At 69.5% G+C, this 21082-nt stretch carries 15 protein-coding genes; 3 read left to right on the top strand and 12 right to left on the bottom strand.

Translation table 11 applies throughout. The annotated features are described in order from the left end of the window. Position 1 precedes the first annotated feature (1 nt). The 6 genes from DMH03_RS32445 to proB form a co-directional block, all read right to left on the bottom strand. On the bottom strand, positions 2-1597 hold the full coding sequence (locus DMH03_RS32445; RefSeq protein WP_125795786.1) for a GMC family oxidoreductase N-terminal domain-containing protein: 1596 nt from the start codon (positions 1595-1597) through the stop codon (positions 2-4). Further along, on the bottom strand, positions 1594-2160 hold the full coding sequence (locus tag DMH03_RS32440) for a DUF5987 family protein (RefSeq protein WP_125795785.1): 567 nt from the start codon (positions 2158-2160) through the stop codon (positions 1594-1596). The genes DMH03_RS32445 and DMH03_RS32440 overlap by 4 nt, the downstream gene beginning before the upstream one ends. Positions 2161-2378: 218 nt before the next feature. Next, positions 2379-3179: a VOC family protein gene (locus DMH03_RS42455; RefSeq protein WP_199749107.1), complete on the bottom strand. Its 801-nt coding sequence runs from the start codon at positions 3177-3179 to the stop codon at positions 2379-2381. Positions 3180-3834: 655 nt separating this feature from the next. Continuing rightward, positions 3835-5004 (bottom strand): pyridoxal phosphate-dependent aminotransferase, encoded by a 1170-nt coding sequence (locus tag DMH03_RS32430; RefSeq protein ID WP_125795784.1) that lies wholly within the window; start codon positions 5002-5004, stop codon positions 3835-3837. Positions 5005-5017: 13 nt separating this feature from the next. After that, entirely contained in the window at positions 5018-6268 is a 1251-nt protein-coding gene (locus DMH03_RS32425; RefSeq protein ID WP_125795783.1) for a glutamate-5-semialdehyde dehydrogenase, read from the bottom strand. Next, positions 6259-7371, bottom strand: coding sequence for a glutamate 5-kinase (gene proB / locus DMH03_RS32420; RefSeq protein ID WP_158633140.1), 1113 nt, complete (start codon positions 7369-7371; stop codon positions 6259-6261). Before proB ends, DMH03_RS32425 begins: the two co-directional genes overlap by 10 nt. Positions 7372-7490: 119 nt before the next feature. On the opposite strand from proB, the gene DMH03_RS32415 reads away from it, so the two are divergent. The 3 genes from DMH03_RS32415 to DMH03_RS32405 are packed head-to-tail and all read left to right on the top strand — an operon-like array spanning position 7491 to position 12459. Beyond that, positions 7491-10625 carry an amino acid adenylation domain-containing protein gene (locus DMH03_RS32415; RefSeq protein ID WP_125795781.1) on the top strand — a complete coding sequence of 1045 codons (3135 nt, stop codon included), beginning with the start codon at positions 7491-7493 and terminating at the stop codon, positions 10623-10625. Then, complete coding sequence (locus DMH03_RS32410) at positions 10622-11350, top strand: alpha/beta fold hydrolase (protein ID WP_125795780.1); 729 nt, start codon at positions 10622-10624, stop codon at positions 11348-11350. Before DMH03_RS32415 ends, DMH03_RS32410 begins: the two co-directional genes overlap by 4 nt. Next, the gene (locus DMH03_RS32405; RefSeq protein ID WP_199749106.1) at positions 11347-12459 is read left to right on the top strand and encodes an acyl carrier protein; all 1113 of its coding nucleotides are present in this window, start codon (positions 11347-11349) and stop codon (positions 12457-12459) included. The genes DMH03_RS32410 and DMH03_RS32405 overlap by 4 nt, the downstream gene beginning before the upstream one ends. A gap of 184 nt (positions 12460-12643) precedes the next feature. Here the strand turns inward: DMH03_RS32405 and DMH03_RS32400 are convergent, their stop codons facing one another. The 6 genes from DMH03_RS32400 to DMH03_RS32375 form a co-directional block, all read right to left on the bottom strand. Next, positions 12644-14182, bottom strand: a complete 1539-nt coding sequence (locus DMH03_RS32400) for an amino acid adenylation domain-containing protein (RefSeq protein WP_370311004.1) — start codon at positions 14180-14182, stop codon at positions 12644-12646. Then, positions 14179-15468, bottom strand: a complete 1290-nt coding sequence (locus DMH03_RS32395) for an MFS transporter (protein WP_199749105.1) — start codon at positions 15466-15468, stop codon at positions 14179-14181. The genes DMH03_RS32400 and DMH03_RS32395 overlap by 4 nt, the downstream gene beginning before the upstream one ends. Before the next feature lie 13 nt (positions 15469-15481). Next, entirely contained in the window at positions 15482-17899 is a 2418-nt protein-coding gene (locus tag DMH03_RS32390; RefSeq protein ID WP_125795778.1) for a condensation domain-containing protein, read from the bottom strand. 20 nt (positions 17900-17919) lie between these two features. Then, positions 17920-19476, bottom strand: a complete 1557-nt coding sequence (locus DMH03_RS32385; RefSeq protein ID WP_125795777.1) for an amino acid adenylation domain-containing protein — start codon at positions 19474-19476, stop codon at positions 17920-17922. Further along, positions 19473-19721 (bottom strand): phosphopantetheine-binding protein, encoded by a 249-nt coding sequence (locus DMH03_RS32380; RefSeq protein WP_125795776.1) that lies wholly within the window; start codon positions 19719-19721, stop codon positions 19473-19475. Before DMH03_RS32380 ends, DMH03_RS32385 begins: the two co-directional genes overlap by 4 nt. Positions 19722-19816: 95 nt before the next feature. After that, positions 19817-21043: an amidohydrolase family protein gene (locus DMH03_RS32375; RefSeq protein ID WP_199749104.1), complete on the bottom strand. Its 1227-nt coding sequence runs from the start codon at positions 21041-21043 to the stop codon at positions 19817-19819. Between the last annotated feature and the right edge of the window lie 39 nt (positions 21044-21082).

The raw sequence follows: 21082 nt of genomic DNA, 5'->3' as shown, positions 1-21082 counted from the left end.
TTCAGCCGGGCAGCGGCGCGCCGTAGGTGACGGGGATATCCCGTGCCCGTGCGGCGTCGACCAGCCCCGGCACGGCCCGCTCGGCCAGCGCGGCGATGGTCATCGCCGGGTTGACCGTCAGCGCGGCGGGAACCGCCGAACCGTCGGTGACGAAGATGCCCGGTTGCCCCCTGAGCTCGTGCCCCGAGGTCAGGGCCGACGTCTCCGGGTCGTCACCCAGGCGGCAGGAAGCCAACGGATGGACGGTGTAGGCGCCGACGACGTCGTTGGTCCAAGGCGCCACCTTCGCCAGACCGTCCCGTTCCAGGATGTTCTTGACGTCGGCGTCGGCAAGGTCCCAGCCACGTTTGGTGTTCGCCGTCGGCTCGTAGCGCAGGCTTCCGCGTCCGAGCATCTGCTGGGAGATCCGGTACGCGTTACCGGTTTCGGGAGGTGCACCGAAAACGCCCTCATTGTCGTCCTCGGTCATCAGGAAGATCGTGAGCCAGGACTGCCAGCGTTCGAGCATCTCCTTTTTGTGCAGGCCGAACCAGGTCGGCGACCGCGCACCGGGAACCTGGGCGAGGATGGTGCCGAGCCCGGGCGGGAAGTACAGCTGCTCCAACGAGTAGCGGGTGAACTCCGGTCGTTCCGCGTCCAGCCGGTCCCAAGCGGCGACTGTCGGTCCCTTGCCGATCTGGTTGGCCCGGTACGCGGTCTCCGCGTCCCGGCTCAGCCCGAGAACCTCCCGAACCCGATCCTCGTCGATGACAGCGGTGTTCAACCTCTCGCCGTTGCCGGAAAAATACCGGCCCACCGCGGACGGCAGACCACCGAGCGCCGCCTCGGAACGCTGAAGGATCACGGGTGTCGCACCCGCCCCCGCGGCCAGCACCACGAGTTTGGCCGTGATGACCCCACGCTCCGGATGCACCCGGTAGTCCTCGCCGTCGACGAGGTCGTAGTGCACCCGGAAGCGGTCGCCGTCGCGGACCAGCTTCTGGACCTCGTGCAGGGGACGGATCTCGGCTCCGTGCGCGACCGCGGCGGGCAGGTAGTTGGTCAGCAGGCTCCGCTTCGCGTCGAACCGGCAGCCCGCCATCATCCAGTTGCAGTTGGTGCAGGTGCCGGTGTCGATGGCGACCGGTGTGGGGTTCGCCGTGCGTCCGGCGTGCCGACAGGCGGCGCCCCACAGACCACCCGCGTAGGAAACGTCGTTCCACGTCTGTGTGGTGACCGGCAGTGCCTCGGCGACACGGTCGTACCACGGTTCCAGGGAGTCCCGGGTGACGTCCGACGGCCACAGCCTGCGTGCAAGCGAGCCCTGCCTCTCGAAGACGAACCGCGGCGCGCGCGGCATCGCCGCGAAATACACGACGCTGCCGCCGCCGACACAGTTGCCGCCGAGCACGCTCATCCCGTCGCCCACGACGAAGTCGAAGATCCGGGTGTAGGACGAGCCGAGCAGGAAGTCATGCTCGAAATCGTCGCTGTCCAGCCAAGGACCACGTTCGAGTACCACGACCCTGGCCCCGCCGGCGGCGAGGTGGTATGCGGGGATCGCTCCACCGAAACCGCTTCCCACGACCACCACATCGGTCTCTTCCTCGACGCTCATGCCGGGTTCCCGGATCGATCGGTACCCGGATGGAGGTCGGCGACCGCGCGCCGGTAGGAGTAGTCGTGGAACCGCCAGAGCCCGTCCATGTCGGGTGCGGCCCACCCCATCGCCCGCAGACCGGGATGCCCCGACGCCACCGCTTCAGCCGTCGGCAGATGCGCGGCGCTGTCGTAGGCCATGTTGCAGAACAACGCGAGCGCCACCCAGCCGTCCCTTTCGGGGTTACCAGGGGCTGTCAAGTCCAGCACCAGTGAGCAACGCTGCTCGAAGTCGAGCGCGACAAACGCCGGGACGGTCTCGTCGAGCGTCCAGCCGTTCGCGACGGCATGTTCCTCCGCATGGCGGTTGAGGGCCGGTACGAGGAACTCCAGGCCCGCGGTCACCCCGGTGGCAGGTGTGCACAGCAGCGTCAGCGCTCCCGCGGCCACCGCACCCGGTGTCGCTGACACTCCGGCGATCGCCCGGTCGCCGGGTGACCGCTTCGCTCCAGGCAGGATCGTGTCGGCGAACGCCTCCAGGATCATCGTCTGCTCGTCTTCGCTCACCCCGTCGCCTGGCATGAAGTTCCTTCCGCCGAGAGTGCCGCCGATCAACGCGTCAACAGCACATCAGTCCGTCTCGGACGGCGACACCTTCGTTGTTGCCTTGGGCTTCGCGCTTCCCCTCCCGACCACGCTGTCGGCAACCTGGAAGGGCAATTCGGCCACATTCCCCGACGCCGGCATGGCGGAATTGCCATGCCGGCGTCGGCAGCCGGAAAAACAGCTTTCGAATGCGGTCAGATTTCTCTGGCGCCGATCCGCGCGAAATAGCTCTCGTTCAGCTGGATTACCTGAACGTAGTTCCCGTCCGGATCTTCGAACGTGCAGAACAGGCCGTCCTCCCGTTCCTCCAGCTCACTGACCACCGGCGCACCTGCCGCCCGAAGCCGGTCCGCCAACGTCTTCGCGTCGTCGGTATCGAAGGTGAGCAGGACTCGGCCGGGCTCCGTGGTCCGGGTGGCCACATCGTCCCGGCCGTCTACGAGCAGACCGATACTGCCCAGCTGGAGCCAGCCTTCGACCGGTTCACGCCCGAACACGCGCTCGTAGAAACCACGCAGTGACAAGGGATCGGCACTGCCGAGCAGGACACTCGTGCCCCGCAGCGCCGGTACCGCCGATGCCGGCGTCGAGGCTCCGACGGGCTGGCCGAGCGAGAGCATGTTGCCCTCGCTGTCGCGAAAGAACGCTCCCCGTTCTCCCGCCCCTCGGCTCGGATAGTTGTCGTCGAGGTCGATGATCCCGTTTACCGTGCGGAAGCCCGGAAAATCGTACTCCTCGAATTCGACACCCCGCGCGCGCAACTCGGCGACCTCCGCCTCGATATCGTCGACCTCGAACGCCAACTGAGTGAAAGAACCCTCGGAGGCACCCCTGGAAGCGAACAGGCAGAACACCGTCGGTCCGCAGCGATAGCGCAGACCGCCGGGGCGTTCGTCAACGGCTTCCAAACCGAGCTTCTCCGCATACCAGACCCTCGCGCGATCAAGATCCTTCGCAGGCAGCCTTGTCTCCACGACCGCGTCCGACAGAGCCATTCGATCTCCTCACCTGGTCCCTTTATCCGCTTTTACAAAGGGTAGCCGCAAAGTCGGGCTGGGTGACGCGACACCGCACACGCGTGCTCAGACCCGGATCTCGCGTGTTCAGACTCCGCACACCCGGGTGCGGCATCCAGGCACGCGAGTCACGATTCACGACCGGCCGCCAAGGTCACAGCCGTCCCACTGTCACCAGGGATCACATCCCACGGTAGCGAAAGCCTCCTTCACTACTGTCAGAGTAGGCAAAGAGGCCCTCACTACCAGGAGAACGCCCCCGCAGAAGCGACACTGCCCCCGCGCCACGACACATTTGCCTTACCCCTCAATAAGTCACCTGGAGCGTGGAGCGGTTCTTCTTGCTCGACGACGGAGACCGCAGGCTGATCGGCAAACGCCGAGGGCCCATTCGGGCCTCGGGTTCGCCCTGAAGGTCTGCACGGTCTGCTACATCGGGCTTCAGCTCCCGCAGACGCTCGCGGTGATTTGCCACCCGTAGTTGGAGCAGTGGAGCCCGCGAGCGCAGCTGCGTGGGGGCGTGTTCGAAGATTCTACGACGCGACGCGAGCCGAGGCCTTGTTCCGGAAGGCGGCGTCTCCTACTGGACCCAAGAGCTCGGGTGCGAGCTTCGAACGCCCCTGTCCCGCGCTGGTCAGCTCGTGGCGTCGATCAGGTTCCGGATCTCGGCGATGCCCCGTGCCACCCGGTACGGCGACTCCGTGCCCACGGAGATGCGGATGTGCCGGTCGCACGACTCACCGTAGGCGATGCCCGCCACCACGCTGACCGCGCTTTCCCGCAGCAGCCGGGTGGCGAACTCCATCGAGTCCAAAGTGGACCTGCCGAGGGAAGCGAAGAGGTAGAACGTCGCCGAGCCGGGCAGGGTTTCGATGCCGATGTCCGCGAGCTGGCCCGCGACCTCGCGGCGCAGATCCACGACGCGGCGGATCTGCGGACGGGTGATGTCCAGGATGTCGTCGAAGTGTTCGGCGAGATACCAGGACAGGATCGTCGGCGCGCAGGTGATCAGGTGCTGGTTGATCTTCAGCACCTGGTCGATCAGCGTGCGATGCGCGATGACGTAGCCGATCCGCCAGCCGGAAACCCCGTAGTTCTTGGACATCGAGTTGACCGTGACGGTGTGCCGCAGCTCCGGGTCGAACGAGCCGCATGCCCGGAACGGGGTCTCCGCCGGCACGAACTCGTGGTACGCCTCGTCGGCGATCACCACCAGGCCCCGCGCGTCCGCCAGATCGTGCACGAACTCCAGCTCGGCGTCGGTGTGCACCCGGCCGGACGGGTTGTTCGGGTTGTTGATCACGATGGCCCTGGTGCGCGGCGTGACGTAACGGCCGAAGTCGAACACGCTCACGTCGTGCGGCACCAGCACCGGAACGCCGCGGCAGAGCCGCACCTGCTCGGGGTAGCTCAGCCAGAACGGCTCCGGGACGATCACCTCGTCCCCCGGCTCGAGCAGCGCCAGCAACACCATGTAGATCGCCACCTTCGAGCCGGCGGTGACGACGATCTCGGTGTCCGGGTCGACCGGGAGGTCGAAGCCGGCCCAGTATCCGGCCAGCCGCTGCCGCAGCTCCGGCAGCCCACGGGAGTGCGAGTAGTGATGCAGGCCGTGCCCGGCCAGGTCGTCGAACCGGGGCAGCGGCAGGTCGAAGAACGCCTCGCCGAGCGAGAGCGTGATGATGTCCTGCCCGGCCGCGCTCAGCTCGTAGACCAGGTTGTTGTACTTGATGGACAGCGCCTGCGCCGCATTGTCCACAAGGGACGACGGACGGATCGGCGACGCGGTTCGGACAGTGGACACTGGACTCGCTCCCCTACACGATCCTCGTCTGTCCGGTACCCCAGACGACGTTCTTCACGGTGGTCAGCGCGGTCAGCCCGATCGGACCGCGGATATGCAGTTTCTGCGTGGACACGCCGATCTCGACGCCGTAGCCGAACTCGCCGCCGTCGGAGTAACGGGTCGAGGTGTTCACGAACACGCTGCCGGAGTCCACCTCGCGGGCGAATCGGCGGGCCACGTCGATGTCCCGTGCGACGATCGCCTCGGCGTTGGAGGTGCCCCACCGGTCGATATGCGCGATCGCCGCACCCACGTCCGGCACCACCCGCACGGCCAGCACCAGGTCGAGGTACTCGGTGCCCCAGTCCTCCTCGCGCGCGGCCACCGCCTTGGGCCAGACCTCGCGGACGGTCGCGTCGCCGCGGATCTCCACACCCGCGGCCGACAGCTCGTCGAGTACGTCGGGCAGCCAGTCCCGGGCGAGTTCCTCGTGCACCAGCAGGGTTTCCATGGCGTTGCACACGCTGGGCCGGGAGGTCTTGGCATTGACCGTGACCGCCGTGGCCATCTCCAGGTCCGCCGACCGGTCGATGTAGACGTGGCAGTTGCCCGCGCCGTCGATCACCGTGGGAACGGTGGCGTTGCGCTCGACGGACTCGATCAGCTCCGGCCCACCGCGTGGCACCAGCAGGTCGACGAACTCCTTGGCGCGCATCAGTTCCCGAGCGGCGTCATGAGACGGGTCGGTGACGAGCTGGACCGCACCGGCTGGCACGTCGGCGTGCCGGGCGATCGCGCTGTCCAGCGCGGCCATGATCGCCGTGTTCGTCGCCATGGCCATCGAGGAGCCACGCAGTACGGCGCAGTTGCCCGACTTCAGGCAGAGCGCGGCGACTTCGGCGGTGACGTTGGGCCGTGCCTCGTAGATCACCGCGACCACCCCGATCGGCTCGCGGACCCGCTCGATCAGCAGGCCGTTGGGCCTTGTCCAGCCCTCGACCACCTGGCCGACCGGATCGGGCAGGTCGGCGATGGTCCGGATGGCCGAGACCAGACCCGCCATCCGCCGCTCGGTCAGGGTCAAGCGATCGACCAGCGTGGCCGAGACGCCGTTGTCGCGGGCGGCGGCCACGTCCGTCTCGTTGGCCGTGACGATCCGGTCCCGGTGCTCCTCGATCGCGACGGCCATGTCCAGCAGCAGCGCGTTCTTGCGCGCGGTGGTCAGCCCTTTGATCTCGGTCCACGCCTCGGCCGCGGCGCGGCAGACGTCGGTCACTGACATGGCAGATCCTCCATGATCGGTACGTAGTCGCCACCGTCGACAACGGGTGCGGTCGGCGGGCGGCCGGGCTCGACGGCGCGGCTCAGCGGGCCACGGGCGAGCGGCCGCCCGTGCTGGTCACAGATGTCGACCACGTCGCCGGGCGCGACGGTGCCGTGGACGGCGGCGACGTGGTGGTGGCACACGGTTTCACCGCGGACGACGACCTCCCGGCCCGCCGGGGTGCAGTGCAACGCCCCGACCGGCGGGGTCCGGAACGCGCGCCAGAGCGTTCCGATGCCGGGAGTCGCGCCGGTGACCGCGCGCGGGTGGAACACCGTGCCCGCGGGACGGCCACAGTGCGCGGCGACCAGCACGTCGGGATCCGCGCTCTCCGCGATGACCGTGCGAACCCCGCTGAACGTGGCGATCCAGCACGCGCCGAGCTTCATCACCATGCCGCCGGTGCCGCCGTCTCCGATCGCGCCGCCGGCCTGCCGTTCGGTCTCGGCCGTCAGCACCGGCACCTCCTCGATGTGCCGGGCGCCGGGGGCCAGCTTCGGGTTGCTGTCGTAGAGACCGGGCACGTTGGTCAGCAACAGCAGCAGCTCGGCCTGGAGGTAGCCGCCGAGCAGCGCGGCGAGCACGTCGTTGTTGCGCACGCCGAGCGCGTCGTTCTCGTTGACCACCGGCACCATGCCCAGCGCCAGCATGGTGTGCAAGGTGTGCCCGACACCTCCGCTCCGCTCGTCCTCGACCAGGTCGGGCGGGGTGAGCAGCAGCTGCCCGGTCTGCACGCCGCGTTCGGCGAACGCGGCCTCGACGGCCGAGTACAGCCGAGATTGGCCGAGCGCGGCGGACACCTGCAACGCCGCCGGATCGTCCACGGCCAGCGCGGGATGCCTGCCGCGGCCGATCGCGATGGCCCCGGAAGCGAGCAGCACCGGGTGCAGGCCCGCGATGAGTCCTCTGTGGACGATCTCGCACAGCCTGTCGAGTTTGACCGCGTCCAGCCTGCCGTCCGTGAGCAGCGAGGACGTGCCTATCTTGAGCACCACCCGGCCCCCCTGCGGCGCCAGGTCCTCGGTCGGCGGCGCGGTGACGGGCAAGCTGTTGGTCGACATGCGGCAGATGCTCACCGCCGTCGATGTACTGCCGATGTGCTCGCGATACGCCGCCGGTGTTCCGCACGGTTGCATCGCCGGAACATCGGCGGTACATCGGATCCGGCGACGCTCTCGGCATGACAGCAGAACTCCGGCTGGCCGACACGGCGACACTCCACCTCACCGAGTCCCAGAAGGGACTGCTGGTGGTGGACAGCCTGGTGCCGACGAAGCAGATCTACAACCAGGTCATCCAATTCGACCTCGATCCGGCCAAATGCGCCGGCCCGCTGGCCGAGACGGTGACCCGGGCGCTGGTCGCCCTGGTCACCGTTCAGCCGGCGCTGCGCCAGGTGTTCCGGCTGCATCCGGAGATGCACGCCGTGCTGCGGCCTCCGCCCACCGCGGACGAGTTGCCACTGGAGTCGATCTCCGTGCCGCCCGCCGAATACGCCGCCACACTCGCCGCGCTGGGCAGGGACATCGGCCGCGCGCCGTTCGATCTGACGACCGGACCGGTGCACCGGTTCGGTTTCGTGCGCGCCACCGACGACAGTGCCGCGGCGATCCTGATCTGCGGCCACCATCTGGTCGGCGACGGGGTTTCCATGGGCCCGATCGTGCGCGACCTCGACCGCGCCCTGGCGGGCCCGATGGACGTGGAAACGCTGCGGGTGAGCCGGGAAGCCGCGCTGGTGAAGGAACTCAACGCGCAGAACCGGGCCGCGGGTTCGGCGCGGACGGCCGAACAGGTCACCACCTGGGCCGAACGGCTGCGCGAAGTCCCGCCGCTCGTGCTGTACCCGCGACCCGACCGTCCACACCGGACGGAGTTCGCCGGACAGCGGATCTCGTGGACCCTCGGCGAAACCGAGTCAGAGCGGTTCCAGGCCACCTGTAAACGGCTCGGGGTCAGCCCGTTCGTGGTGTTCTCCGCGGTGTACGGCACGGTGCTGGCGCGGCACGGCGGCGTGACGCGGGTGCTGATCGGCAGCCCGTTCACCGCGCGGCGCACGATCGGCTCGTACGACCTGTGCGGATTCTTCGTCAACACGTTGCCCGTCACCGTCGACGTGGACTGGACGCGCACCGTCGACGAACACCTCGACAAGACCGTCCGCGCCGCGGTGGACCACTGCCGCTCCGCGGTGGACGTCCCGTTCAACCAGCTGGTGGCACAGGTGCAGCCGGACCGGCCGAGCGACCGCAACCCCCTGTTCTCCTGCATGCTCGCCATGCAGGACACGTTCGACCCGGCGACCGGGACCGGCGCGGTGGTCGGCGCGTACGAGCCGGGCAACGGCACCGCCAAGTTCGACCTGTGGCTGGGTGCCACCCTGGTCGACGGCCGGTGGCTGCTCGAACTGGAGTACGACAGCGAGCTGATCCCGCCCGCGGTCGCCGACGGGCTGCTGAACTCGATGCGGACCGCGCTGCGCCGGACGGTGGCCGACGGCACGCTCACCCTCGCCGAACTGTTCGACGACGCCTCGGCCGTGCGAAGCAGGCGCCATGACGGGTATCCGGCGCAGGTGCCGTCGCCGACCCTGTACGAGTGGTTCGCCGAGACCGCGCGCCGGACTCCGGACGCCGTCGCGGTCACCGAACCCGGCCGCACGCTCACCTACGCCGAGCTTTCCCGTACCGCCGAGCGCATCGCCTCCGGGCTCGCCGATCGCGGGGTCGGCCAGGGAGACGTCGTCGGGCTGCGGCTGGACTCCCTCAGCGAGACCGTCACGTCGATACTGGCGATCCTGCGGCGTGGCGCGACCTACCTGCCGCTGGAGTCGAGCCTGCCCGCCGACCGGTTGTCGTACATGGTGCGGCAGTCCCGCTGCCGGGTGGTGATCGGCTCCGGTGTCACCCTGCACGGGGTCGAAGTCGCTCCGGCCGCCGCATTCGAGTCCGATGTGGAAAGCGCGGCAGTCGCGACGGCGGACTCTCCGGTCTACGTGATGTTCACGTCCGGCTCGACCGGGCTGCCCAAGGGCGTGCTCATGGGCCACCGGCCGCTGCTCAATCTCGCCGCCTGGCAGATCTCCGCGCTGGACATGACCGCGGACAGCCGGTTCCTGCAGTACGCGCCCGCCGGTTTCGACGTGTCGTTCCAGGAGATCCTGCCCACGCTGCTGGCCGGGGCGACCGTCGTGTCGCGGGAGCCCGCCGACCGGCGCGACTTCCCCGAGCTGGTGCGCCGGGTCGCCGACACCGAGGTGACCCATCTCTACCTTCCGGTGGCGGCGCTGCGCCCGTTCGTGCAGTCCGTGCGGACGCACCTGCCGTCGCTGCGATACCTGTGCGTGTCGGGCGAGCAATTGCTGGTGGACGAGGAGATCCGCGCGTTCTTCACCGACCATCCACAGTGCACACTGGTCAACCATTACGGGCCGACCGAGACCAACGCCGCGACCACCTGGCGGCTGACCGCGGCCGACCCGTCGTGGTCACGCCACGTCCCGATCGGCTTGCCGCTGCCGAACGTGACCGCGTACGTCGTCGACGAAACCGGTCATCTCGCGCCGGCGGGGGTCCCCGGCGAGCTGCTGCTCGGCGGTCACTCGCCCGCGGAGGGTTACGTCAACGACCCGGAGCGCACCGCCGAACGGTTCCTGCCCGACGGTTTCACCCCGGGCGAGACGGCCTACCACACCGGCGATCACGTGGTGCGCGACGAAAACGGTGCGCTGATCTTCCTCGGCAGGAATGACACCCAGGTCAAGATCCGCGGCTATCGGGTGGAGCTCGGCGAGCTGGAAGCCGTGGCGACCGGGTTGCCCGACGTGCGTCAGGCGGTGGCCGCGGTGCGCGGTGACGGGATCGATCGACGCCCGTTGCTCTTCCTACTGCCCGAGCCCGGCGCCGCGCCGGACCACGAACAGGTCCGGGCCGCGCTCACCGAGCGGCTGCCGTCGTACATGGCACCGGTGGAGATCGTCGACATCGAGTCCGTACCGACTTCCCGCAGCGGCAAGACCGACCGGGCCGCGCTGGTGGCGCTGGCCGAACAGCTCAGCGCCCAGCGAGCGGTGGAGCCCGCACCCGCCGCCGAGTACGCCGACGACCTCGAGCGGGAGCTGGCAGACATCTGGGCCGAGGTGCTCGGCGTACCCCAGGTCGAGCGGGACCGCCCGGTGCTGGAGTACGGCGCGCACTCGCTGAACATCTTCACCGTCGTGGGCCAGGTGCAGGAGCGGTACGGAGTGGCCGTGCAGCTGGTCGAGTTCTTCCGCTCGCCGACCGTGGCGACGCTGGCAGCGCTGGTCCGGCAATGAACGAGCCCGTACGCGAAGAGCCGCCGAGCAGGCTGGTCACCCTGGTACGCCGCAAGGATCGACCGGTATGCGTGATGCTGCCCGGCGCGGGCGGCGGGCTGAACCCGTACTTGCGACTGGCTTCCCACCTCGGCCGTCACTACAGCGTCTACGCCGTGCGCGCGGCCGGGCTGGTACCCGGGGAACCGCCGGAGGACAGCATCGCGGCGATGGCCGAGTCCGCCCTGTCGGCGCTCGGCGACCGCTCCCCGGCGCTGGTGTTCGGCTGGTCGCTGGGCGGCACCGTCGGCTGGGAGATGTGCGTGCGGCTGGCCGATCGGGGGGCGCGGCCGGATCTGGTGATCGTGGACAGTTCGCCGCTGCCCCGCCACGCCTCGGCCGAGGACGACGAACGGATCAGGAAGCTCATCGTGGGCGGCCTCGGTCCCCGGCCGGACGAACACACCGTCGCCAGGGTGGAGCGCACCTTCCGGGCACAGGCGCACGCGCTCGCCGGGTATGCCGCCGAACGCGAGTATCCCGGGCGGGCGCTGCTGCTGATGTGCCGGGACGCCGACGACGGCATCTCCGGCCGGACCGTCGCGCTGCGACGGTGGTGTGAGCTCGCGCCGGACCTGCGGACCGCGACCCTGGACGCGGGCCACTACGACGTGTTCGAACCGCGGCACCTGGACCGGCTCACCGGTGAGGTCGACGCGTTCCTCGGCCTGGAGCGGGAATCGTGACCTCCCTGGCCGAGACGTACGACCGGCTCTGGTCGCCGCTGCTGGAGACGGTGCGGGCGGACGCGCTGGACTGCCTGCAGGCCAACCTCGCCGTGCTGGCCGACCGGCACGGCGAGGCGGGCGCGCACCTGTCGCTCGGCGCCCCGCTGCGGTTCGATCTCGAGCCGGGGCCGAGGGTGGCCGCCTCATTGCCCTACCGGCTGGCCGCCGCGCACGAGACGCTGGGCCTGCGGGTGGAGCGACGCTGGGACGGGATCGACGGCGCCCGGCTGCGGGCGCTGGCCGACGAAACCGGCCCGCTGTACGTGATCGCCGACGCGCACGGCCTGACGTGGACGCCGTATGCCGGCCGCCGCCACACCGAGCACACGTTCCTTCTGTCCACATCGGACACGGTGGTCGACGCCTATCACGACGAGACGCCGTGGGGTCCGTGCCGTCCTGGCGTGTGGCGGCTCTCCCCCGGCGAACTGGACGCCATGCTGCCCACGGCCACCGCCTTGCGGTTCACCGCCGAACCGGTCGCCGAGCAGCCCGACGTCCTCGCGGTCAACGCCAGGGCGATGGCCGACGCCGTCCCCGCCATCGACGCCTATCTCGCGGCGGACCACAGCGACGGCCTGGTACTCGACATCTGGCTGCTGGGCCGCTCGCGCCTGCTTCACGGTGCCTGGCTCGCCCGGCACGACCGGCCGAGCCCCGAGGTCGACGAGCACGCCAAGGCTTGGCTCACCCTCGCCTCGAAAAGCTATGTGGCCTCGCGCCGATCCCGTACTGGTGCCCCCGGCACCGCCGTGCTCGATGACCTCGGCCTCCTGCTCCACGAAGACGTCGCCATCGCGGCCCGGCTCGCCGCCCGGCACACCGCCCGCGCCGCGGTGTTCGCCGCGATCCAGGACGTGCTGAGGATCGACGAGCCCACCGTGCGCGCAGCCACCACGTTGCGCGAGCTCCCCAACTACAACTCCTTCGGGCTGGTCGACATCATCGAACGGGTCGAGACACGGCTGGCGGTGGTACTCGGCGACGAAGACCTGACCCCTCAGGCGTTGCAGGACATCGACTCGCTGTGCGCGACCTTCGCGCGACGAGCGTGCCCAGGGACGTAACTCGCGTGATCAGAGACGGACCGCCTCCCAACACGCGAGTTACGTCCCCAAGCACCAGCGCAGCTCAGCACAAGGTCGTGAGGGCCTCCTTACCGACCCTGAAGGTAGTGAAGGAGGCCCTCACGGACTTCCGAGCGGGTAACGAGCAGGGCAAAGAACGCAATCAGGTGCCGAAACGCGGAGGTCACCGCGCGGCGTCGGTCACCTCCGCGGCGAGGCGGCGACGGTCGATCTTGCCGCTCGCGTTGACGGGCAGGACATCGACGTGGTGCACCGCGGCCGGGACCATGTACTCGGGGAGACGGCGAGCGACGGCGGCGGTCAGCTCGCCCGCGTCGACCGGGTCGCCGGTGTGCAGCGCATGCAGCACGGTCTGCCCGCGCGCCGGAACGGCGATCACCACGGCGTCCCGCACTCCCGGATGCTTCCGCAGCACGGCCTCGATCTCGCCCAGTTCGATACGGTAACCGCGGATCTTGACCTGATCGTCCAACCGTCCGATGTGGACGAGTTCGCCGTGTTCCCGCCGGACCCGGTCTCCGGTGCGGTACCAATCGCCGTCCCGCGGCGCGCCGTCGGCCACGACGAACGACGTTTCGCCGCGGAAGAACCGGCCGTGGTCGTCGGCGGGGTCGAGGTAGCCGTCGAAGCGCTGTCCGCCGCGGACGCACAACTCGCCGTCCTCGCCCGCGCGGCCGTCCTCGGTGACCAGCACCGCGTCGAGCGCGTCGTGCACCCGGCCGATCGGCACGGTGCCGTTCGAGGTGTCCGGCCACGACCCGGGATCGGCGGGCAGCCGGTACGCGGTGACCGTGACGGTGAGCTCGGTGGGACCGTAGGCGTTCTCCAGCACGCTGTTCGGTGCCGCGGCGGCCCAGGCCCTTGCCTGCTCCACGGTCAGCTGCTCGCCGGCGAAAACGCTCCAGCGCAGCTCCGGCATCGCGCCGGGGCGCAGCCCGCGCAGCCGACCGGCGAGTGAGACCACGGACGGCACCGAGTACCAGTGGGTGATCCGCTTGCCGGTGACGAACCGGGCCGGGGTGAGCACCTCCGCGTCGGAGGGCACCACCAGGGTCGCGCCGGTACTCCACGCGACGAACAGGTCGAACACCGAGGGGTCGAAGGTCAGGTCGAAGGTCTGGGAGAGCCGGCAGCCGGGCGCGACCGCGTAACGCTCGACGCAGTGCGCCAGGTAGCCGGCCACGTTGCGGTGCCGGATCGGCACGCCCTTGGGGGTTCCGGTCGAGCCGGACGTGAACAGCAGGTACGCCACGGCGTCGGGATCGCCGTCGTAGGACGGGTTCCACGGCTCGGGCAGCCGCTCGGGCCAATCGCCGAGCAGGGGCAGCGCGACGGCGCCCGTGCCGTCCACCACCTCCGACGCGTCCGCCTCGTCGACCACGACCACGTCCACCCCGGCCGCCGCGCAGATCGTCCGGTTGCGGTCGGCCGGGAACTTCGGGTTGAGCGGGACGACGACCGAACCGAGTCGTAGTGCCGCGAGATAACCGGCGTAGGTGGCGAGGCTGCGGGCGGCCAGCAGCCCGACCGCGTGCGGGCGCCTGCCCGCCGCCCGCACCAGCCCGGCCGCCAGCCTGTCCACGAGCAGCCGGAGCTCGCTGTAACTCAGCGCGTCCTCACGGACCTCGATGGCCGTCGCGTCAGGGCATCTCCGGACGGTGTCGAGGAACCAGCCGTACATCGTCCCTTGTGGATCGATCACTTGCCGCCACTTTCCCCGGCCGGGGAGTCGACCTCGGCGATCGCGGCGGCCGTGATCACCCTCAGGAAGGGGTAGATCATCAGCAGGCAGACGACCGCGAAGACCCCGAACGCGACCTGAAAGCCGAACAGCTCCGCGAGACCGCCCGCGATCGCCGCCGACACCGGGAGCATGCCCCAGGACAGCAGCCTGCTCGCCGCGCTGAACCGGCCCAGCAGCTCGTTGGGCACCAGAGACTGGCTGATCACGCGGGAGTTCACCGTCCACATCGTCCCGCCGACGCCCGCGAAGAACGCGGCGACACCGACCGGCCAGACACTGGCGGGCGTGCCGGGCACCACCGCGGGCACCCCGACCATCAGCACCGTGCCGATGATGTCGACGAACATCGCCCAGCGTCTGCCGATCAACCGGTTGACCGGGCCGACCAGGACCGTGCCGAGCACTCCACCGGCGCCGAGGCTGGTCAGCAGGAATCCGTACTGCGCGGGCGTGAGACCGAGCGGCCCGCCGACCGCGTACGCCGGGATGAGCGCGTACCACGCGGCCCAGCAGCCCGCCATGCCCGTGATCAGCGCGGCCATCGTCCGCAGCAACCGGTGCTGCCACAGGAACGACAGACCTTCGCGGATCTCCACCCTTGCCGGACGGCGCTCCTTGGCCTGCTTCACCGCGAAGTCGCCGGCCAGCATGGTCAGCAGCACCGCGCCGAACAGGTACACCGCGCCGCTCGCGCCCAGCGCCACGGCGAATCCGGCGGCGACGAGGAATCCGCCGATCGGCGCGCCCACGAAACTGAACGTGACGTATTCGGTCGCGGTGAGCCGCGCGTTCAGCGACTGCCATCGGCTCTTCGGCGTCACCGTCGGGATGATCGACATCGCGGACAGCTGCGCGACCACCTCGGCGACACCCAGTACCAGGGCCACGGCGAGGATCAGCGGCAGGTTGACGAAGCCCGCCGCGACCGCGGTGAGCATCACCGCCATCGCGGCCATCCTGGCGAATTCGGCCCCCACCATCAGCGAGCGCCGGTTTTTGCGGTCCACGAGCACGCCGATGTGCAGTGCGGTCACCAGCCACGGCAGGGTCAGCATGATCGCCACCGCGGCGATCAACGCCGGTGAATCGGTGACCGTGGTGGCCAGCAACGGAAGCGCCACCCGCATCACGGCGTCCGCGGTGTTGGTCGTCCCGGTGAACGAGATCAGCAGCCACTCGTTGCGCCGCTGCGACGGCCGGGGCTCGGTCGCGACGGCGGGAACGGTCGAGGGTCGCTCGGACACAGCTCCTCCAAGGTCACACTGATTGTGTTGCGGTGGCACGGAGTCGCACGATTTCGACGGCGATCTCCGCGATCACCGGGGCCCGGAGGATGCCGTAGTGGTCGGCCTCGACCCGGATCAGGCGCGGCGGTGCGGTGAACTGCGTCGTCCACTGCTCCACCTGGTGCTCGGCCAGCTCCGCCCGGACGAGCAGCGCGGGAACCGCGAGCGGCCGTTCGTTGAGGTACGAGCCGACCGCGTCGGTGTGCCGGTTGAACGTCGTCCAGCGCTCGAGGAGCATCGGCACCGACACCGGTTGCCCGCTCGCCGTGGCCAGCCGGGCGGCCAGCACCCGCATCGCCAGCTCGGGATCCCCCGGCGTGGTCCGGGCAGGCGTGCCGTCGAGGGTCGCGCCGAACGTCGCGGCCATGTTCTCGGAGAAGACCTCGTACACCACGGCGTCCCGCACCTCGGGGGCGATGCCGTGCCGGACCGGAGGTGTCGAGTCGAGCAGCACCACCGGCGGCGGGGCGCCCCGACCGGTCGCCGCCATCTCGAACGCGATCTGCCCGCCCATCGACCAGCCACCGAGCAGATCAGGGTGCAGGTCCTCGGCATCGAGATCGGCGCGGAACCTCGCCGCCATCGCCGGTATCGAGTCCAGCGGCGTGCGCTCCTGCGACGCCGTGACCAGCCAGTCCGGCGGAAGTTCGGCCACCAGCTCGTGATAGTCCCGCACGCTGCCGCCCGCGCCGGGCAGCAGATGCAGATGCGGGCCACCGCCTTCCCGCAGGACGACCAGAGTGCTGCCGTCGTCGGCGCCGGGGCCGCCGTCGAGCTGCTCGGCCGCCCGCCGCGGGGTCGGCTCGGTGAGCCACCCGGTGATGTCCAGCGTCACGCCGCTTTCGGACTCGATGGCCGACGCGAACTGCACGACCTTGAGCGACCGGCCGCCGGTGGCGAAAAAGTCTTCGTCCGCTCCGGCCGGTGGAGTGCCGAGCACCTCCGTCCAGACCCTGCGGACCTGGTCGAGCGCCGCGGACTCAGGCATCTCCGTGGTGTCCGGTTCGGCCGTCGTGATGGTGTGTTCCAGATAGGCGGGCGCGGTCCTGGATCCGACCTCGATGGTGCCCACCGGCAGCTCCGGATCGAGTCCACCCTCCGCGAGGACCCGGTCGATGTCCTGGAACAGGCGCCGCGCCGTCGAGTGGTCGAACCGGCCGACGTTGTACTCGGACTCGACGACGTACTCGCCCTCGAAGTCGAACACCCCGAACCCGAGGTCGGTGCGCGCGGCTCGGTTCGGCGCTCGTTGCAGCTTCAGCGAGACGTCGCCGAGGCGCAGCCCGACACCGATCGATCCGTACCAGGTGACCAGGAGCGGGATCGCGTCCCGCAGCCTGGCCTGCGCCGATTCGGTGAGCGCGCCGTACACCAGGGAGAACGGCACGGTCTGATGGGCGAGGCTGTCCCACATGCCGTCACGGACCCGCTCGACCACCGTGCCGAACGAGTCGCCGTCCTCGATGACGGTCCTGGTCACCAGGACGTTGGCCAGATACCCGACCAGCGCCTGGTCCTGTGGCGTCATACGGTTGGCGCTGACCAGGCCCGTGCACACCTCCGGTCCGGCGCCGCCACGGGCGAGCACCGTCTGGAACGCGGCGAACAGCACGCTGAACGGTGTGGTGAAGTACCGCTTCGCGAGTTCGCCGATGCCGTCGACGGCCTCCTTGCTGAAGACGAACCGCACCATCCCGCCCTTGTTGCCGGTACCGGTGTAGGTGTGCCGGTCGGCGACCAGGGTCGTGGTCACCGCGCCGTCGAGCTTCTCTCGCCAGTACTTCAGGCTCGCGTCCCAGCGGCCGTCGGTGCGGGCCGCGTTCGAGGCGAGGATGTGCTCCCGGAACGACACCGGGGGCTCGGCACCGAAATCCGGCTCCTCACCCGCGACAGCCGCCGCGTACGCCTTGGCGAAGTCGTCCATCAGCAGCTGCATCCCCCATCCGTCGACGAGGGCGTGGTGGACGGTGACCAGCAACTCGTACTGATCTCCGACGGTCACCGCCACCAGCCGTGCCGCCGGCGCGACGTCCAGCGCGAGCGGCCGCTCCTGGATCTCCCCCGCGATCGACCTGAGCAGGGGCTCCACCGGCACGGAGCCGGGATCCTCGATCGCGATCCACTGCGGTTCGACGTCGACATGGTCCACAATGGACACCATGATCGCGCCGTCACGGTGGTGCAGGCTCGCACGCATCGCCTCGTAGCGGTCCACCACGGCCTGCCAGGCGACCCGCAGGGCGTCGAAGTCCAGCGGCCGGTCGGCTTTCAGCGGCCAGGTCTGGTTGTAGACGGACTTGTTCCTGGCCCTCTGATGGATCCACCACAGCATCTCCATGAGGGCACTGGCCGGGAACATGCCGGTGTCCGTCGCGACGGGAGCGTTCAACGGGAATTCCTTTCCGGTGTTCAGCGGACGATCGGCAGGATCTCTTCGGTCAACCCTTTGCGATCGACCTTCCCGTTGGCGGCCAACGGGATGCTGTCGCGCTGGTGGTAACCCCTCGGGCGCATGTAGACCGGGAGGTCCTCGAGCAGGCGGACGAACTCCTTCTCGTCCACGGGATCGCCCGCGTAGACGGCGTGCAGGTCCACCTCGCCGTCGGCGGCGGTGAGCGCCACCACGACCACCTCGGCGATCGACGGATGCCGTCGCAGCGCCGACTCGATCTCGCCCAGTTCGACCCGGTTGCCCCGGACCTTGATCTGGTCGTCGACACGGCCGAGATGGACCAGCTCACCGCTCTCGCGGCGCACCCGGTCGCCGGTGCGATACCAGTGCCCGGGGGTCAGCGGCTCGGCACCGTCGTAGACCGTGCCCTGCTCGCCGTCGAAGGCAAGGAAGCGCCCGGCGTTGTCGTCGGAGTCCAGGTAGCCGGGGAAGCGCTGCGGGCCGCGCACGCACAGCTCGCCGTCCTCGCATTCCCGGAGCTCCTCGTCGAGCAGCACATAGTCCAGATGCGGGAAGAGCTCACCGATCGGCATGGAACGGTTCGAGGTGACCGGCCAGTCGGCGCGCGCGGCGGGCACCTCGTATCCGGTGCAGATGACGGTCAGTTCCGTCGGCCCGTAACAGTTGTGGATGGTCGCGTTGGGGGCGGCGGCCCGCCACACCTCGACCTGTTCGAGGTTCAGCGGTTCGCCGCCGAACATCCCCCGGCGCAGGTTCGGCATACTGCCCGGGGCGAGGGCCCGCAGCCTGCGTGCGAACGAGATGATCGACGGCACCGAAAGCCAGTGCGTGAGCCGCTTCTCGTTGACGAAGCGCACCGGCGCGAACACTTCGCTGTGCTGCGGGACGCACAACGTCGCGCCGGTCCCCCAGGTGGCGAAGAGCTCGACGATCGAACCGTCGAAGAAGAGCTCGAAGGTCTGCGAAACCCGGCAGTCGTCGGTGAAGCCGAACCGGCGGATGTTGTCCTCCAGCAACGAGGACACACATTCGTGCGTCACCGGCACACCTTTCGGGCTCCCCGTCGAGCCGGAGGTGTAGATGATGTAGGCGACGTCCCCGTCGCCGGAACCGATCTCGGGCAGCGGCTCGTCGCCGTCCAGCAGGCCACGCCACCGGTCACCGGTCAGGTCGACGATCGGGATGCCCGACTGCCGCGGGTACTCCGGCAACTGCTTGGCGGACGTGTCGTCGACGATCGTCACATCCAGGCCGGCGTCCTTGGTGATCGCCAGGTTCCTCGCGACCGGCGCACCCTGGTTGAGCGGCACCACGGCCGCGCCGACCCGCTGGATCGCCAGGTAGCCCACGTAGCTCGCGAGGCTGCGCGAGGTCAGCAGGCCGACCCGCTCCGGTCGTCTGCCCGCAGCCGACACCAGGCGCACCGCCATCCGCTCGACGGCGGCCCGCAGTTCGTCGTAGGTCAACGTGAGCCCGGCGACCTCGATCGCCGTCGAGGAACCGTGAACCGCCACCGAATCGTCGAACCAGTCGAAGAGTCTGCGGGTCGTCATCGCGCGCCCCCGTCCTGGCCGACCGCGGCCAGATCGGCCAGCCAGCGCTTCAGATCGGCGACCGTGTGCAGATCGACCAGCCGGGTGGCGTCGATCTCGGCGTCGTCGTCACCCGCCACGTCGACCGCGAGACGCAGCAAGGCCAGCGATTCCAGCCCCGCGTCGAGCAAGGGCGTCGAGTCGTCGAAGGTGAAGGTCGCATATCGCGTGATGATGGCGTCGAAATCGACAATCGTGTCACTCATGGGCATTTCTCCATGGAGCCGGGGCTTCGTCACCGAGACCATCGCCGCCGCGGTTGTTGTCTCGATGTACTCGGGTTCTACTACCGTTGTTGCCTTCACTTCACCTGACGGCCGGACTTCCAGACGTCGGTCACGTGGGCCGGATCGGCGAGGACGTCGATGTCCAGCACCGGATCCGCGTCCAGCAGGAGCACGTCCGCGTCGTAGCCGGCCAGCAGCTGTCCGGAGCGCGGCGCCTGCGGTCCGAGGGTGGCGGGTGCGGTGGCCGTGGCCATCTCGATCGCCTCCAGCGGGGTGGCACCGCTCTTCACCATCAGCGAAAGCTCGATGCCGCCCTTCCCCCATTGGGTGGGCCGGTCGGGGCCGGTCATGGCGAGGTCGGTGCCCAGCGCGATGGTGACGCCCGCCTCGCGGGCCAAGGCGATCGCGTCGAGATGCCGCCCGGCCACCTCTTCCAGCTTTCGCTTGGCGTAGGCGGGAAGCAGATCGCTGGTGAGCAGCAGGTGCATGATCGTGCGGGTGGGGACCAGGATCGCGCCGGTCTCGCGCATCGCCGCGGCGGCTTCCTCGTCGAGATAGGTGCCGTGCTCGATGGTGTGCACACCCGCCTTCAGCGCGGCCATGATGCCCGCCTTGCCGTGACAGTGCGCCGCGACCACCCGCTCGGCCTGTCCCGCCACCTCGACGATCGCGGCCAGTTCGGCGTCGGTGAACTGCTGATGGTGCGGATGGTCCACTTCGGACAGAACCCCGCCGGAGGCGAACACCTTGATCAGCTTCGCGTTGTTGCGCAGCTGTTCACGGGCGGCCCGCGCGCACTCGGCGGGCCCGTCGGCAAGCCTCAACTCGCCGCCGAGGTGGCCGAAGTCGTTGATCCACGGGACAGGGAAGCCGTGCACGTCGCCGTGTCCACCGGTGGTCGACAAGGCCGTGCCCGCGCTGTAGATCGTCGGTCCCTCGATGGTGCCCTCGGCGACCGCGCGGACCAAGTGGATGCCGAGACCGCCGACCTCGCGGATGGAGGTGAAGCCCGAGTCGAGGCAGGCCCGCAGGTCCGACACGCACCGAGCCGACCGCAAGGCGATCGGCTCGTGCATCAGATCGTGCAGGTCCGCACTGCGCAGGCCCATGAAATGCCCGTGACAGTCCCACATTCCGGGCATCACGGTATGCCCGCGGGTGACGTCGGCGCCGGGTGTGGCCGGCGCCCCGTCACGCGGACCGGCGTAGCGGATCCGGTCGCCCTCGACGATCACGACACCGTCGATGATCGGCGTGCCGCGTCCGGGAATCAGTTGGGAGGCTTCGATGCGTTGCTGCATGCGGGCCAGAGAAGCAGACCGCGGCCGGTTCGGTCACGC

Origin of the sequence: Amycolatopsis sp. WAC 01376 (assembly GCF_003947415.1) — a bacterium.
GTDB lineage: Bacteria > Actinomycetota > Actinomycetes > Mycobacteriales > Pseudonocardiaceae > Amycolatopsis.
Note: the sequence above shows the minus strand (reverse complement) of the source record. Positions and strands in the feature narration are given on the sequence as shown.